Origin of the sequence: Mycoplasma zalophidermidis, assembly GCF_024742155.1 — a bacterium.
Lineage (GTDB): Bacteria > Bacillota_I > Bacilli_A > Mycoplasmatales > Metamycoplasmataceae > Mycoplasmopsis > Mycoplasmopsis zalophidermidis.
The window spans coordinates 135982-152959 of record NZ_JANSFS010000001.1; the positions used below are offsets into that span (position 1 = coordinate 135982).

Consider the following 16978-nt stretch of genomic DNA (forward strand, 5'->3'; position numbering starts at 1 on the left):
TTATGAAAATAGGATTATTTGGAGGCAGTTTTAATCCAGTCCATAATGGACATATTAAGATTGCTAAATATGCTTATGAACAATTAGGACTTGATAAGTTAATTTTTATTCCTGCAGCTACTAATCCATTCAAGAAAAAACAAAAAAATGTTAGTGCTCAAGACAGAATTAAAATGATAGAGTTATCAATACAAGGTTGCCCAGAGAATTTTGAAATTTCAGAGTATGAAATTAAGAAAGGTGGAGTAAGTTATACTTACCAAACAATTAGATATTTTGCTCAAAAATACGAATTTGATGAATTGTTTTTTCTAATTGGTTCAGATTGCTTGCCTACTTTACATAAGTGAGAATTTATTGAAGAAATCACCAAGACTGCCAAATTTGTAGTTTTTAAACGAAGCAATAATTTCAATAAAACAAATATTAAAAGATTTAATCTCCTAAAACTTAATAACGAGTTGTATGTAGAATCCTCAACAGCCATCAGAAAAGGTATGTTGTCTTACACTGACCCCAAGGTCAATGCTTTTATAGGCCAAAACAGACTCTTTGCTAAAGAAATTGTGCATTCCACATTAACTGCTTTAAGAGCAAAACATTCAGTGGCTGCTGCAGAATTTAGTGCTAAATTAGCAAAAGCAAATGGTTTAACTTATAATCAAGGATATTTTGCAGGTCTTTTTCACGATATTTGTAAAGAGGTTCCGGAACAAGCGTCAAGAGAGTTTATATCTAGCTTTGGTTTAAATGGTTTTGATAAGATAATTTATCCGCGTCACAAGTTGCACCAGGTTTGTGGTTCATTGTGGGTTAAACATGTATATATGATTAATGACCAAGAAATTGTTGATGCTATTGAGTGTCACACAACATTAAAAAGCAATCTAACTAAATTAGACAAAATTTTATTTATAGCAGACAAAATCTGCGATGGAAGAGCTTTTGGTGGAGTTCAAAAATTACGTCAATTAGCTCTTGATAATCTAGAAGAAGGTTTTAAGCAAGTGGTTAGAGTTAATTATGAATATAATAAATCTAAAGGTGTGGTTTTTGATGCCGAACAGCAAAAAATCTACGATAAATGGATGGAATAGAGATGAAAAAATGGAAGAAATAAGATTACACAAATTTATAGCTCAGGCAGGTTTAGCATCTAGACGCGAAGCTGAAAAAATGATTAAGGAAGGAAAAGTTCTTGTCAATGGCGTGGTTGCTAAATTAGGCGTTAAGGTTACTAAAAATGATAATGTAACAATTAATGGTAAATTAATTGAAAACAAGGTTGAAAAACTTGTATATTATGTACTTAATAAGCCAAAAAAAACTGTATCTAGTTCAAAAGATCAGTTTGGGCGTCAGACAGTGGTTGATTTAGTACCGAATGATTATAGAGTTGTTCCAGTCGGTAGACTTGATTACAACACGACTGGAACAATAATTTTGACGAATGATTTGCAAATAGTGAATGAATTAACTCACCCTAAATATGAAATACCAAGAACATACCGTGCGCGTATTGATGAACCACTTTCACTAAGAAAATTCAGAATGTTAAATGAAGGAGTAATGGTAAATAATAAACTTTCAAAGCAGATAGTTGACCAAGTCGAGCACAAAAGTTATCTAGTAACATTGCACGTTGGTTCATATCATCATGTTAAAAAGCTTTTTGAATCTATTGGTCACAAAGTGATTAATTTAAAGCGTGTATCATTTGCTAATATTAATGTTGATAAAATGCCGGAAGGTACTTATCGGGAATTAACTCTTAAAGAATTAAAAGACTTAAAAAATATTATTAGAATTCAAAAGCAAAAAATGAATAAAAACGAAATAGGGTAATCTCTATTTTTGTTTTCGATTGAATAATGAGTAAATTTAGTAAAAAAAATAGAGCATTGCTCTATTATGCAAATTGTTTTTCATACTCAGCAGCTTGAACAAAAAACTTATGTTCAATTTTTCTGCTTCATGATAATTTGGTTTGGTCGATATTTGGAAGTTTTTTAGTTGTGTAATGTCAAGAAAAACCAAATAAAATCATTGATGAAATTAATGAGTTAACTACGAATGCAATAAGTATTGCGTAATTGCTTCATTCATAACTTCCGGTATAACGGAATATTAACGAACCGATTAATCAGCTTAGTGGTGCAATTATTAGGTAACAAATGAAATTTTCCATTGAGACTGATAATAATGATTTTTCAATATCGTTTGTTCCTTGGAAAAGTAAGACTGATGAAATTGAGAATGACAAAAAGACAATCCTTAACATCATAACTCTCATGAATTTTGCAACCTCATATTTAGTATCATCAGTAGTATTTAAAACTTTAACAATGACTGATTCAGCAGTTGCAGTCACTAAAATATATGACAACACTGCATAAGTTACAGCAACTATTAATGTTCATATATATATTTCTCTACATCTTTTAAAGTCACGTTTTACGTAATTAAATGATAATAGTGATCTTGCACCATCATTTATTCCAAATATTGCCATTACGAATAGGAATAAAACGGGCATACATTTAGCTAAATAGAATTGATAGCTTCCGCCTAAGGAGAATGAAGTTTTGGTAAATAGTAAGTTTAATACCGCAAAAGCTATCGCTGTACCAAAACCACGAACAAACCCACTAGCTCCAAGTAAAAATGTAGGACCCAAAAGTGCTTTATTAAATTTAAATTTAAATAATTTTCTAAAGTCCAATCACGATTTACCTTTTATATTTAAGTAAATTACATATCACACATACATTAATAAGTTGAATGTTCAACCTATTATAGTGGCTACAACACCACCTAAAACACCTTGTTTTAAGACAATAATAAAGACAGCATCAAGCGAAATATTTATAATGTTAGAACCGATTCCAACCCCCATTGTATAAACGTTATACCCTTCAGCTCTAATAAAGTAAGAAAGGAATAAGCTTAAACCTTGAATAATAGTTCCTGATGCATAAATATATACATATTGACTAGCTCATGAAACACTCATATTGTGAGCAGCATCGTAATATGCTTGAAGTAATTCTCTTTCATTAGCGTCTTTTACGACATTAGGGTCAACAATGTTACGACCTGCTAACGAATCTATTAAACCAGACCCAACAAGAGTAAATGAGATCAATGTCGCTAAAAGCGATAGACTAAAGCAAACTCAAAACATAGTTGCTCATAGGTTTTTACCAGTAAATTCATATCCTTTACCAATACATTTCGTATAATAAATACTTGCTCCAACCGGTACCAAAAAAACTATTGAGTTCGAAAATACAATTAATGGTTGAAATGCAGCATTAGCAGTTGAGACTATTAAATTACCGTTGATTTCTGGAATACCAGCCCCGATATTTTTATATTTTTCATATAAAGTATAATATTCATCGTGTGTGATGTGACGGATGTTTAAGGAAGGCAAGAAATTGTAAATTTCTCCAGGGTTAGTATTTGTATCAAAAATTATCTTTGTTTTTGGCACAAATTGTTGAATAAAGATGGTGTCTGCGAACGAATACAATCCAACCATCAAGGCTGTAAGAAGTGAAGGAATAACAACTATTCAAATAGCTTTTTTAATTGGAGTATTGCCAAATAATCTGTTTGCGCGATCTTGTTTGATGTGTTTTCTTTGTTCATTCTCCATATATGAATCTCCTTTCTAATATTTTAAATTTGACGAATAAAAAAAGCAACAATAAATTACTTGATTTATTGGTATTTAATATAAAACGTCGTGAATGATTGTTTTTTTGGATTGTTTATTTAATATTTGCTTTGACAAAAGTCATAACGACGTGTATTTAAATGCATTCTTATTTTATACAAATTATGGAAGCAACGTAAAAATTTTTTGTGAACTTATAAGTCTTATTTAAAGGTTATTCGTAAAATTAAGGAATTTATTTTCTTGTATTTTATTATTTTTTGGCTTATTTTTTTATTATTTTATACATCAATGATAACTTCCTGTTAATTCCGCAATTATTTTTTCAATACATTAATAAATACTTTATAAAAATTAGGAATTTTATTGTAAAATACTTTAAATAAATTATGACAAATGTGAAATTCGAAATTTCAGAGAACGAGGTTGAGATATGAAACGAAAAATAATACAATCTATAGTTGCAACTGCAACAATTTCTGTGGCATCCGTAACCATTTTAGCGATAATTGATTATTACAAAATAAATAACCTAAATTTTATAAATAAACCTAGTGCAATTAAAGATATTAAAAATAGTAAAAATCGGTTTGAAATGGCTAAAAAATATGATAAATATGTTACCCTCAATCAAATAAATAAACTTAAAAAAATAACAGAAGCAAAAAAACAGATTAGGAATTTAGATAGATTAACCGAAGTTGAAATTGAAGAGTTTATAAAGAAAATTGATCCACCTTTGATTATCGATCAAACTAATATTGATGTGGTTGTTGATTCAGCACATTTATTAAATAACTCACGAAGCAAAAATAAATATGATTGATTCAATATTGATAATTTAATGTTTATTGAGAAAAATAAAAAAATATTGCTAAACAAACAAATGAAGGAATTATTAAATCAAAATTCGAAAGAATTAGATCATTTCATTAACACAATAAAGAAAGAAAATGAAGATAATAAATTAATTGAATTAGAAAAAACCTTGAATCTACTTAAGCAACTAACTTTTTTAACTAAGGAGGATGTTTCTAAATTTAAAATTAGATTATTGCCAAATCTAATAAAAAACAAAAACCAAATAGATAATATTGTCAATGATGCCGAAATTTTAAATTTAAAACGCAAGACAATACGAAATATAAATAAAGCGGTTTCTGTTGTTGGTGACAAATCTAAGGTATTAACTATAAACAAAATTCTGGACAATAAAAATGTAAGTAGTTTAGACGTCACAGTTAACGATTTTTATCTAAATCAAATTAATCAATTAATTAAACTGGCTGAAGACGACCAAAAACCTAGACATGAAATTAAAGAAGCTGTGATTTTGGCTAGACAACAACTTAAAGACCCTGCTCGTAACGTTCGTGAAATATATAATCAATTAGTAGATTCAACAATCAAATTTACAAACAAACCAAATAAACTTGAAGGTGTTAATATTTTTCATGTCGATCCTCCTGTCGGTTTGTTTCGTAATCTTAGAATTAACCCCTCTATATTTAAATACATAAGCGGGCCAAACGCGAAATGAAGTGATCAAGTTCAAAAATATTTAGCTCAAGCCAAGGAATATTATCAAAATAAATTCAACCATTTTATTGAAATAGCAACAGATCCAAGGGTTGTCAATTTAAAAGACAAACATTTTTACGGTTCGTACTTTTACACTATTGTTAATCGTAATGTATTGAAAGATATATATGACTATAACCTAGGAACAAGTTATCTTATTAATTCTGATGTGATTTTAAATTTGGTTGAGACTGAGGCAAAAAAGTCAACAGTAACTAAGGATTTTAATTATATAGACTCAATAAATAAAATAGTGTTGGAATTTTCTAAATGCCACGATCGATCAAGTTATTATCCTGGTATTTTCATGTGAGATAAACGCAACGTACCGGTTTATTATTATAAAAATATCGAGGATAACTACAATCCATCTGTTGGAATTAATAATAATTATAATTTCGTTTTTAATCCGTATTTAAAAGAATTGATTTCCGAACAAGAAATAAAAGATATAAATCAAGCTGTGGATTTTTCGATTAATTTTTTACGTAAAAACAATGTTCAGTTTAGTAATGACAATGTTACTTATGTATATCTGAATGCTATATTTGACCCAAACAACAAAATTAACTATTTGGATAAAATCGAAGATGAAACCGAAAAAAACAACCTAAATAAAGTTTTAAACGAAATAGAGATTTTAATAAAACAAAAATTTGATAAATCCATTTTTAATACATTCCAAAATATTAAAAAAACACTTTTTCCTTCGTATATTATGAATAACAGTTCATTTCAAGAATTGGCACATTATATTTTCACAAATGGAAATTTATATGATTTTTCTTTTCTTTCATTTATGATTGAATACGATCCTGGTTTTGGATATTCAAATGAGTATTATAGAGCACCAACACAACTTTGGAGTTTGGTAGATGATTTACCAATCTCAAATAATTTCGAAATACAAAAAGATAGTTTAAAAAATATCTTTATTGAATTTCATCAGCTTTTAGACACTTTACCATTAAAACTTATGACCCCGGAACAACTATTAAATAAGTTGAAGCAAAATAAATTATATGATTTTATAAGTAAATACCAAATGTTTGTTAATAACTTAGATCATTCTGATTATCGCATTGATGAAAACAGGGACTTAAACACCATTTTATTAGAACTAAAATCATCTATTTATAAATGTAAAGAACTTAATGTTAAAGGAATATATTTTGATGTTGATAAACTTGAACAGTTATTAAAAACAATTGACAAAAATAACTCACGAAATAAGTTAACGCTGCAAATAATAAACCTATTTTTATTAAATGATTTATTGTATAACAAGTATCCATCCAGATTTAATTATAGATTTTTTGGACTTGGTGAGAGAGCTATTAATACAATTACAGATGTTAATATTTCTCGTTTAAATAGTTTATATCCTTTAATAAAAGAAAATATTGAATTATTTAAAAGTGGTAATTATGGTGAGAAAATAAGCCAAAATGAATATTTAAAAAATATTTTGTTTGATGATTTTAATAATATGAGTAGTTCATTTTTAGGAAAAATAACATCAGCTAATAAATCTGAACGGCAAGATATTATTGTGAACTTACTAAGTCATATTGACGATATAATTAAAAAAGTTTCCGCCATTCCTGATTTAAAAGTATTAAAAACACAATTAGATGAAAACAAATCTATTATTCAAGAAATTGTTAAAAAAATTGATAATGAGACTGATTTGTCATTTAATTACAAAGTTAGATTAGACGCATTAAAACCGATTTCCGACGCCGATTTTTACGATGAGCTATCCAAAAAAGGAAGAGAATACATAAGATTGATGGTGGCCGTTGCACCATTTGGATCTTACGGTTATAGCATAAATGAATTTATTGAGTTATTTACCGAATATAATAAAAACAATTCTGATAATGTAATTCTCAACTCTCTATTCGCCGATAAAAAGTATGGTTTTATACAAAAATATGGTGAATCGGATACATTGTACTCTTCTTCTCATCATTATTTTAACGATTATGTATCTGCCGAGTGAAAAAGTGAATGAGATTCAAAAAAACATCTATTAGACCAGTTCAAAGATGATATACATATAGGTCGTAGCGACAATAACAATTATGCTAATAGTATTTCCTTATCAGAATCAAACAAGAATAAATTTAGAGACTTAAATAGTATGGTAAGTAATATATTTGATTCATTAAAAAGTAAATTATTCAATACTTTCATTAGTCATTTTAAAATGGATGAATCAAAAGATAAATTCGATCTTAATAAATTATCAAAATTTTCCAACTCTTCCGACTATAGTAATGTAACAATAGAAAATGTTAAAAATAGATATGACAAAGTTTATAAATATTTGTCAAATATTATCTACAATGTACTATTACAAGTTGATGGGAATGTTTTGAAAAAAATAGGTGATGAATTTGGATGGGACATTTATAATAAACAATTATTTTTGTTTGTGACAATGAATATTGCACAAAATTACGATAAAATCAAGGATGTTTTAGACAAACTTGTGATGTTTATCAATTCTCTTACTGTTGAGATGACTGATACTGAAGTAAATAGAGCTTTAAATATGTTTATTAATAACAATCGCGAATTTATTAAAAGCAAAATTGAATCCTTAGACAAGTTGAATTTTGCTTCTGATTAAAAAAATCTTTTACTATAACAAGGTAAAAGATTTTTTTTAATGTTATATGATGCAAATAAATTTAAATAGTTTCATAAATAATTTTATGAAACCAAGAACTTTGGTTCTGGATTTCATAATTATTAAAAAATGCGTAAAAAAGTAACGCTCCATAAATGGCTAGTATATCAAAACAAAAAAATACACAAAATAATCACGGATATTGAAAATACGAAAATAAAATCAAATTAATCACGAAACTAAGATTATTTAGATAAAGTAGATAATGTAACTAAACTTTAATGCAATAAACTCTTTAATGAAAAGTAATTTGATGAACAAACCGGCTTTAATGAGGGTGAAAGAACAAGAGAAGTTAAGAATAGTGGAAACAGTTTATATTAGAAAATCATGACAAAATATGGCGGATAATTACTATTTCAATTCTGAGGGATAGAAATGGACGAACCAAATATAAATATCTTGAAAATAAAACTGAAACTGATGACGTAAATAACATAATTATTGCAATTCTGCAAGAAATTTACCTACAAGAAAATTGTTGATATATTGACAAAAATATGTAAAATCCATCAAAAGAAATATTGTCAAACATGATTAGTAACTTCAAAAAAAGATATTGAAATTTATAAGAATAGAGAATTGGAAATACACCGTTGTATATTTTGGTCTACTTATTATATACCATTAAAACATCATACTTTTTGATAAAAAAAGTGTAAATGTGCCTGTAGAAATTAATAAGAATTGCGATAAATATGTATTTAAGACAGATGAGGCAAAGATGATGTTAATTTAAAAAATGAAACTCGTGAAGGATGGTTAGATATCGGATGAACAAAAAAATGTAAAATAGATAGTTATACCTACTAAAGGACTTCAATTCATACTGAATAAATAGGAAAGAGTGTCTGAGAACCTTCATAGTAAAACACCTATCAAATGATTTTTGAAGTGTTGAAATTTTTGAAACCACTTATGAGATTCATTTTCCGAGACGACGAGACTTTGTTAAATTGGTAGAGCGAAATATTAATTCACTATCTAACTCAAACTAGAATTTGAGGTAAACTAAAGAAAAGAATTATTAAAATATTTTGAATTGAATGCAGATGTTATAGACCTCAAAATATAGTTCAATATAGTCATAAATATATTTCCGAGTCGCACAAAAGTTTCAAAAAAAATTGCACCCAGCAGGGTTTATTAAAATATCCAATCATTTAAAGAACTAAATATAAATGCGTAAACCACATTTAAATAATAAATATCACCGAACAAACTCCAAAACGTACTACATCCTTGTATTAAATCAAGTAATACAAAATTATTGACAACTATCTAGTTACAAGAACTAATCTATTTTTCTAAAAATATCTAACAGATCTCACAAAGTCTGTAATTTGAATCCCTAAAAAATGTAATAAAACAATAAATGTTATGCTGAAATCAATGAAATTAAATGCGTTGAATACACAAAATTTTCACAACTACACTATGAAATTGCTAAATAACTCTATCATTTCTCTTTTCGTTATCCAAAATATTTTCTTCTTTGATTGCAAAAGTAATATAATATTAATGAAAAGGGTGCTGTAAAAGGCTGAGATTATACCTATGTGCTGATCATGGTAATTCATGCGTAGCACGAATTTGTTTAAAAAATATCCCCTTTTCGGTTAATATAGAGGATATTTTTATTTATTAAATTGCCAATAAATAAAAACCTCTCCATAGGGGGAGAAATATGAAATTAAAAATGTTATCAATATTGCCTATTGGGTCATTTTTTCCAATAGTTGTCTCATGTAGCTATGATAACGATAGCAATGAAGCTGATGATAGAAAAGAATTTTTGAGCGATCGGGACGCACTTAAAATGTTTGATAAAAATTCTAGTGAAATTGTGATACCTGAGTATATATCAGAAATTGGACCAAATGCATTTAGCAAATTTTACAAACTGACAAAAGTAAAATTTCCTAAAAAATTGGTTAGCATTGCAGAGGGAGCATTTGACTATACACCAATAAAAATGATCGAACTACCTGAAGGAATTAAATACTTGAATGGTTTTAACTATACACTAATAGACACCCTCACTTTGCCTAATTCTCTTAAAAAAATTGGCGGTTTTAAAGAAACCTTAGTAAAAAAAATTGATTTTAATGAGGGGCTAGAGGAAATTGAAGAAAATGCGTTTGATGATTCTGATGTATCCGAAATAAATTTACCTAGTTCTCTAAGAATTTTAGGGGGGTTTGCCCGAAGTAATATTAAACATATTCAGTTAGATAATAACATTGAAAAAATACACAATAATAGTTTTAATGATACAAAAATTACAACATTGAAGTTACCTTCAAATATAAAAGAGATTGGTGGATTTGCACGCACTTCAATTCGTAGATTGAATTTACCAAACTCATTGAGAATAATTAATGAACACTCTTTTGATTCCACGCCAATACAAGAACTAATTTTAAATGAGAATTTACAAAAAATAGGCGGTTTCTCTAATACAAACCTGAGGTCAATAAAATTCAACGACAATCTGGTCGAGATCTTTGAAAATAGCTTCAACGAATTGGAATGATTGAAATCAATTGAATTACCTAAGAAAATAATCAAAATTGGGGGATTTCAGAAATCAAATTTTAGCGAAATTAATATACCGGATTCTGTTGTAGAAATCCATCCGAACACTTTGGCATATTCAAAAAACATACACTATTTAAAACTACCAAATAATTTAAAAAAACTGGGGGGGTTCCAGGGAACAGTTATAAATTCTTTGCAATTGCCCGAAAGTTTAGAACAAATATATGAAGGTTCATTTGATTCCACACCTATTTCTGAACTAAATTTACCTAGAAAATTAATTTACCTCGGAGGATTTGCAAACACGGGTATTAGAAATATAAAAATCCCTGAAAGTGTGAAGTTTATAGCTCCTCATTCATTTGATTTAAAAAGCGATATTCAATATGAGATCATTGATCTAAAATTACCAACTAATCTCATTTCTCTTGGTGGATTCAAAAATTGAAATATTGAGAAAATAAACTTACCAAATAGCCTTGAAATTATTGAAGAAGGGACCTTAGATAACACAAAAATAAAGGAGTTGAATCTACCAATTAATTTAAAAAAACTCGGTGGGTTTGCTGGGACCTATATAAGAAAATTACATCTACCGAATTCAATTAGACACATCTTACCTAAAACTTTGGATGAAACGGGACTATCAAAAATAACCTTACCTAGTAAATTAGAATCATTGGGTGGGTTTGCAAACACAAATATCACAAGTTTAAAAACACCTAAAACACTTAAAGTTATTTACAAATCCTCTTTTGATAGGGCGCCAATTTCTAATTTATATTTAAATGAAGGTTTGGAAGTATTGGGAGGCTTCGGTTTTAATAAAAATCTAACAATTTTGAAAATTCCTTCAACGGTTAGGGAAATATTGCCAATTTCATTTAATGACACCGGAATTAAAGAGGTTGAATTACCAAAAAATTTAGAAATATTAGGTGGTTTTGGTGGTCAAAATTCCTTGATTTCTTCGGTTATTTTACACGAAAATCTAAAGAAAATAACCAACGACGCTTTTACATATAACACAAAAATTAGAAATATTGTTTTGCCTGAAGGACTGGAAGAATTATATGGGTTCGGTTTTACTCGAATTAATGAGATAAAATTACCATCAACGTTACGGAAAATAGGAGGTTTCAATCAAACACAAATAAACACACTTACATTACCTCCAAGATTAAGAAGTTTCTCCGGTTTTAGTGAAACAGGTGTAGAGGAATTAACATTACCACAATATGTAAAAGATGCTGAAATATCAAAAACTTATTGACCTCGGCTAAACTTATTAAATATTTATAGTAAATATTTAATAAATGATAAAGAATGAATTGAGGATATTAGAAATCAACAAATTCTTTATAATGATTTTTCGAAAGGACAAAATGAAAAAGAATAAACTAATACTTATCGGAGGTTCAATATCTTGAATTCCATTTGTTTCGACAGCCTGCAGTAAGGATAAAACTGACGATACACAAAATGACAATGAAATTCTAAAAACGGAGTTGGAAATTCAAAAGGAAAAATTGCAAAAAATAATTGAGGATGCCCAAATCAAACATAAATCCTATAGTTCTGAAGAGGGGAATGAGGCTTTCATTAAATCTGCAAGGGGAATAGATGAAGCAACCAAAGTTTTCCATGAAGCTAAGACAGTTAAAGAATTGGTAGAAGCAGGAGAAAGACTAAAAAAAATTATAGAAGAAACAGAAAAATACAATAATCTTAGTATTGATGCAAAGCGTCAATTGGTCGTGGATAAATTTAACAAGAAATTGCTTGAGACAAAAATTACGTTGAATAAACTAACTAAACCTGATGCTATAGAATTATTAATATCAGCAATTAATGAAGCCCAAAGTATTACAAACGATGATTTAAGATATTATTACAAATTAATAAAAACAACTGCTAGCCTGCAATTAGCTATTGAAAATGCAATGGTTTTGGATAAAAAAAGCAATAAAGAGTTATATGAACTATATCTATCTAAATGTTCAAAAATAATCAATGACTTTGAGAGAGAATTCGGAAATGATGAAATATACTTAAATATTCAAAATAAAATAAGAAGCCTATTTTCAAATGAAATAAATGCAGATAAATCAAATTACAATGAAGAAACATATGGACAAAAGGAAAATGAACTAAAAGTAAAAGTAGGTGAAATACTAAGAGACATCAAATCAACAACATTAACAAAAAAAATGGTGAGTTCATTGTATGATAATGAAATTACTAGTATTCAATTATTGCCAGAAGTTAAATATATTCAACAAGATGCATTCAAAGATTACTATGAACTCGAAAATATAAAATTTAATGATAAACTCGAATCAATAGGTCGAGGCGCGTTTTCTAATACGAAAATTTCCTCGCTGATTCTCCCTAAAACAATACGGAAAATCAGTGGATTTGATAGGACACTTATTACGGATTTGGTTTTACCGGAAGGAACAGAAATAGTTGAGTTTGCTTTTAATAATGCAAATAGATTGACAAACTTAACATTGAATGAAGGTCTTATAGAAATTTCAGGTTTTGATGAAACTTCGATAAATTCATTGGTATTACCAAGCACACTAAAAAAATTTTACGGATTTAGACACACATTAATTACTGATTTGACACTACCAGAAGAATTGAATACTTTTGTTACCCACTTACCTGAATTGAAAACATTATCTATTCCAGAAAATTTTGATTTGGATTTAATAACAACGAACAAAAGCTCGACAGTAGGTGTAGTAATTTCAATGGATTTGTTTCCAAAATTGGAAAACATTTATGTTACCAGTGTTACTCAAAAAAATAAATTAAAATCAATATTATCAACAAACATCAAAATTGAAGATGAAAACTCAATACGAAGTAAAATAAACGAATTAGAAGCCATTAAAAATAAAAGAATTAAAGAACTTCAATTATATGTTTCATATTTACAAAATATAGCAACGGTTGCTGTAAATAACTATCCAAATATTAGCGAAAAGGCGAAATCAGAATTAGTTAGTTTAACCCAAGCAGATAACAATAATGATAATTCTATTATGAGTGAAATTAAAAACTTTCTTATCAACTACAAATACTCTTGAACAAAAAATAAAAAATTGAGTGATATTGATAAGAATATTACAAGTTTAAAACAAATAATAAACTTGCTTAACTACAAATTTTCTTATGAAAGTGTTGAAAAAGATGAAAAATTGAGCAGTGAAACTAGAAATAATTATCGTAATGAAGATCTAAAATATAACTCAAACAAAAATAATTTTGATGAAATAGAAATAAAAATAACTAAATTAAGTAAACTACTGGAAAAATATAGAGAAATTGTGAGAAATTCTGAATATTATATTGAATACCTTAGTTTAATTGCTAAGCATATGGTGGAATTGAAAGTGCATACATTAAATGTTCAACAAAAAACTAGGTTAAAAACTATACTGGGATTACAAAATTACGAAAGTGATCAGGTGTTATTAAAAATACTTAGCGACTACATTTTTAAACGCAAATATAATTCACATGATACACTAATAACCACTCAAAGTAAGATTGATGAATTAACTAAGCTTATAAAAATTGTTAATTTTGAATTAACTACCGATAACATAAGCATTCAAAGTGATGAAGAACTACCAAATGTATATTCAATTAAATCTGATTTTGATCTAGAAAAAAATAAATACGAAGGTTCAAAAATTAACAAATGAGAAGAAATAATAAAAATAAGATAAAACTTAGATTCTTTTATAGTTCTGTCTTCGCTTCATTGTTTACGATACCGGTTGCAACAATATCTTGCGTTAACATTTCAAATAAAAATGAAAAACTGCCAAATAATTTAGAATTTAACCAAGAATTTGAGTTTTCCAACAATTCAAGCGAATATAAATTAAACAACGTCAAAATAAAAACTTTCAAAAATACGAAAAATCAAGATATGTATATAAACGTTAACGAGTTCATCAAAAAAATGAATGGAGTGGTAGACCCTATGTCTTTTAAATTTAAGGCAAGAATCGGGAATCAACTCCATTACGTTAACGGAGAAAACGAAATAATTTTTGACACAAAGCAAAACAAAATTTTATTAAATAATTTAGACGCCTTTCAAGTATTAAAAAGTTCCGAAACAATTGATTATACAAAGTGAATCGAATATCTATCAACCAAAGTCACCAAACTAGCTGATAAAAAATATAGTGAATTAGACTTAGGTAAATATAACATGAGTATTGAAACAGCAAATAACGATATTTACCTTCCTTTTTCCGTATTTAATCTGCTTTTCTTCAGTCAAAATTATTACAACATCTATTTTAACGGTGAAAAATTTGTTGGTGTTAGCACGGTTATAAACAAAGATATAGATCCAAAAGAATACAACTTAATAATGAATAGTGTTTTGAACAATAAAATGCAAACAGAGAAATTTAGAATAAATAGTTATAATTTTATTTTGTTTGTCTTCGACAATTTTTATGGTCTTAGAGGTAAATTTTTAGAAGAAAATAATGTAAAAAATTTTGATGAGTATTTTACAAAAAACGGCTTAAAAGAACAATTACTATCAATCAATATCGCTGACAATACATCTGCTTATGAAAGCTTTTTCTACGAACACCTAAATGAATTACACTCGTCAATACAGTCTGGATCATATTATCATCCAGAAAATTACAGAGCAAACCCTTATGGGGCGACTAGAAGTCAAAAAGTTAATGAATATATTGCTTGGTTAGGTATATTAAAAAAAATTCGTAGCGCCGTTCTTTCAAACCACGAAAACAAATTTGTTAGTTTTCATGACGACACAGCGATAATATATCTAGATCAGTTTGTTGTCGGTTCAAATGATAACTTAATGAAAGGTGCAAAGCACGAGCATGATAGTTTTGAGAAAATGTATAAAGCAATAGAGTTAATAAGACAAAATCAAACACCGATTAAAAAAATAATTTTGGACTTGTCTCTTAATGGTGGCGGTTCAATTGCAGCGATGGAAAAAGTTGCTGGTTTCTTAACTAACAAAGACCAGCAAATTTTCTTCTACGAAACAATCAATAAGCAGTTATCATATTCAAAATATAGAGTTGATGTTAATAAAGATGGCCAATATGACATGAGAGATGGATATCCAAATTATAAATGATACATTTTAACTGGTATTAATACTTTTAGTGCTGCAAATTTGCTTGCACACATTGCGAAAACAAGCAAATTGGCAACAATAATTGGAAACAGATCAGGTGGCGGAATGTATTCTATATTACCAATTGTACTACCTGATGGCACTAGTTTGGAGATATCATCAAATAATGCCTGAATCGCCGCATCAAAACAGGAAATCGCGGACGAAGATCAATTACCGTACACACAAAATGGGGTAGCTGTGGATATAGAAATTCCCTATTTAGCATACATGAATTATGATGTAATTAGTGCCTACATAAGAGATCCTAAGAAAGGGAAACAAGAATACGACAATTATTTAAGAAGTACGAAAATTTCTGCGTGAAAAAACGAGGCGAAAAATATTGAAAAATATTTAAAATTTATCAACAAAAAGAAACGCAAGGAATATCAAATAGAAATAGAAAATAATAAAATAATGGACCAAGACTCACTTGAACGAATGGAAGAAAAAATTGAAAAAATGAAGTCGATTTTTAGATTTGTAGAACATTTATATAACAAGGAATTTCCTAACCCTTAAATATTTGGGTCGTAAATAATTTGTGTAAATTCATAATTTAAAGTAGTTCCTAATTAGAATGGACGTGTAAAAAAATGGTGGGTTAGCACGCAGGTGAAAGCTTGCGTTTTTTATATCTTTTGTTAAATGGATAAAAAAGAGCTGACTACTTGGCTGACTTAATCAAAAATATTTAGTGTCTGTATTATACAAAATTTTCAGCGACTAAACAAAAGAAATGAAAAAATGAGTAAATATTGTCATGTAAAAAATAAGTCCACTTAGTGTTAAAACAAAAAAGACTTTTTGATCTTATTTTATTGAGATATAAATGACAAAAATATTTATAAAATTGCTAAATACAAAACTGAAGAAAAATTAGATAAATAAGTTTACAAAACAAAATTATAAATAAATTAATTGTGTTACAAAATTATTTTAAAAATACAAAACGGTCTCTAAAAAAGAAGCGGAAGTCATTAAAATTTCGTACTGGCGGCTAAAAAACATAAAAATATTGCTTCAAAATTACGACGAATCAAAAAAATGAAATTTTAATTAAATTAAATCACGCCAACAAAAAATAAGCTTGCGCTTAATAAATTATCTGACTATCTAATTCTTTTTATCATAAATAAAGATAGGTTACGATTCTAAATTCATCAAAAAAGAAGATAAAGATCATTTAACAATCAGCTTTAGAAGAAATTGCAATGAAGGTTGCTCACTTCAATTAAGAAGCAAATAAACATACCAATATTTTATTAAACGT

The 16978-nt window shown here is 27.9% G+C and carries 7 protein-coding genes; 6 read left to right on the forward strand and 1 reads right to left on the reverse strand.

Annotated features, from left to right (window positions below; translation table 4 throughout):
- Positions 1-2: 2 nt before the first annotated feature.
- Both NW238_RS00675 and NW238_RS00680 read left to right on the forward strand, forming a co-directional pair.
- The gene (locus NW238_RS00675; protein WP_216505118.1) at positions 3-1097 is read left to right on the forward strand and encodes a nicotinate-nucleotide adenylyltransferase; all 1095 of its coding nucleotides are present in this window, start codon (positions 3-5) and stop codon (positions 1095-1097) included.
- Positions 1057-1845 carry a pseudouridine synthase gene (locus NW238_RS00680; RefSeq protein WP_258451617.1) on the forward strand — a complete coding sequence of 263 codons (789 nt, stop codon included), beginning with the start codon at positions 1057-1059 and terminating at the stop codon, positions 1843-1845. The genes NW238_RS00675 and NW238_RS00680 overlap by 41 nt, the downstream gene beginning before the upstream one ends.
- Positions 1846-1909: 64 nt before the next feature.
- On the opposite strand, the gene NW238_RS00685 is transcribed toward NW238_RS00680, so the two are convergent.
- Positions 1910-3661, reverse strand: coding sequence for an MATE family efflux transporter (locus tag NW238_RS00685; RefSeq protein WP_258451618.1), 1752 nt, complete (start codon positions 3659-3661; stop codon positions 1910-1912).
- Between the two features lie 454 nt (positions 3662-4115).
- On the opposite strand from NW238_RS00685, the gene NW238_RS00690 reads away from it, so the two are divergent.
- From NW238_RS00690 to NW238_RS00705, 4 genes are all read left to right on the forward strand, one after another.
- Positions 4116-7901, forward strand: coding sequence for a hypothetical protein (locus tag NW238_RS00690; protein WP_258451619.1), 3786 nt, complete (start codon positions 4116-4118; stop codon positions 7899-7901).
- A 1747-nt stretch (positions 7902-9648) separates the two neighbouring features.
- Positions 9649-11901, forward strand: a complete 2253-nt coding sequence (locus tag NW238_RS00695; protein WP_216505112.1) for a leucine-rich repeat domain-containing protein — start codon at positions 9649-9651, stop codon at positions 11899-11901.
- Positions 11888-14245, forward strand: a complete 2358-nt coding sequence (locus tag NW238_RS00700) for a leucine-rich repeat protein (protein WP_216505111.1) — start codon at positions 11888-11890, stop codon at positions 14243-14245. Before NW238_RS00695 ends, NW238_RS00700 begins: the two co-directional genes overlap by 14 nt.
- On the forward strand, positions 14218-16227 hold the full coding sequence (locus NW238_RS00705; RefSeq protein WP_258451621.1) for a S41 family peptidase: 2010 nt from the start codon (positions 14218-14220) through the stop codon (positions 16225-16227). Before NW238_RS00700 ends, NW238_RS00705 begins: the two co-directional genes overlap by 28 nt.
- Positions 16228-16978 lie beyond the last annotated feature (751 nt).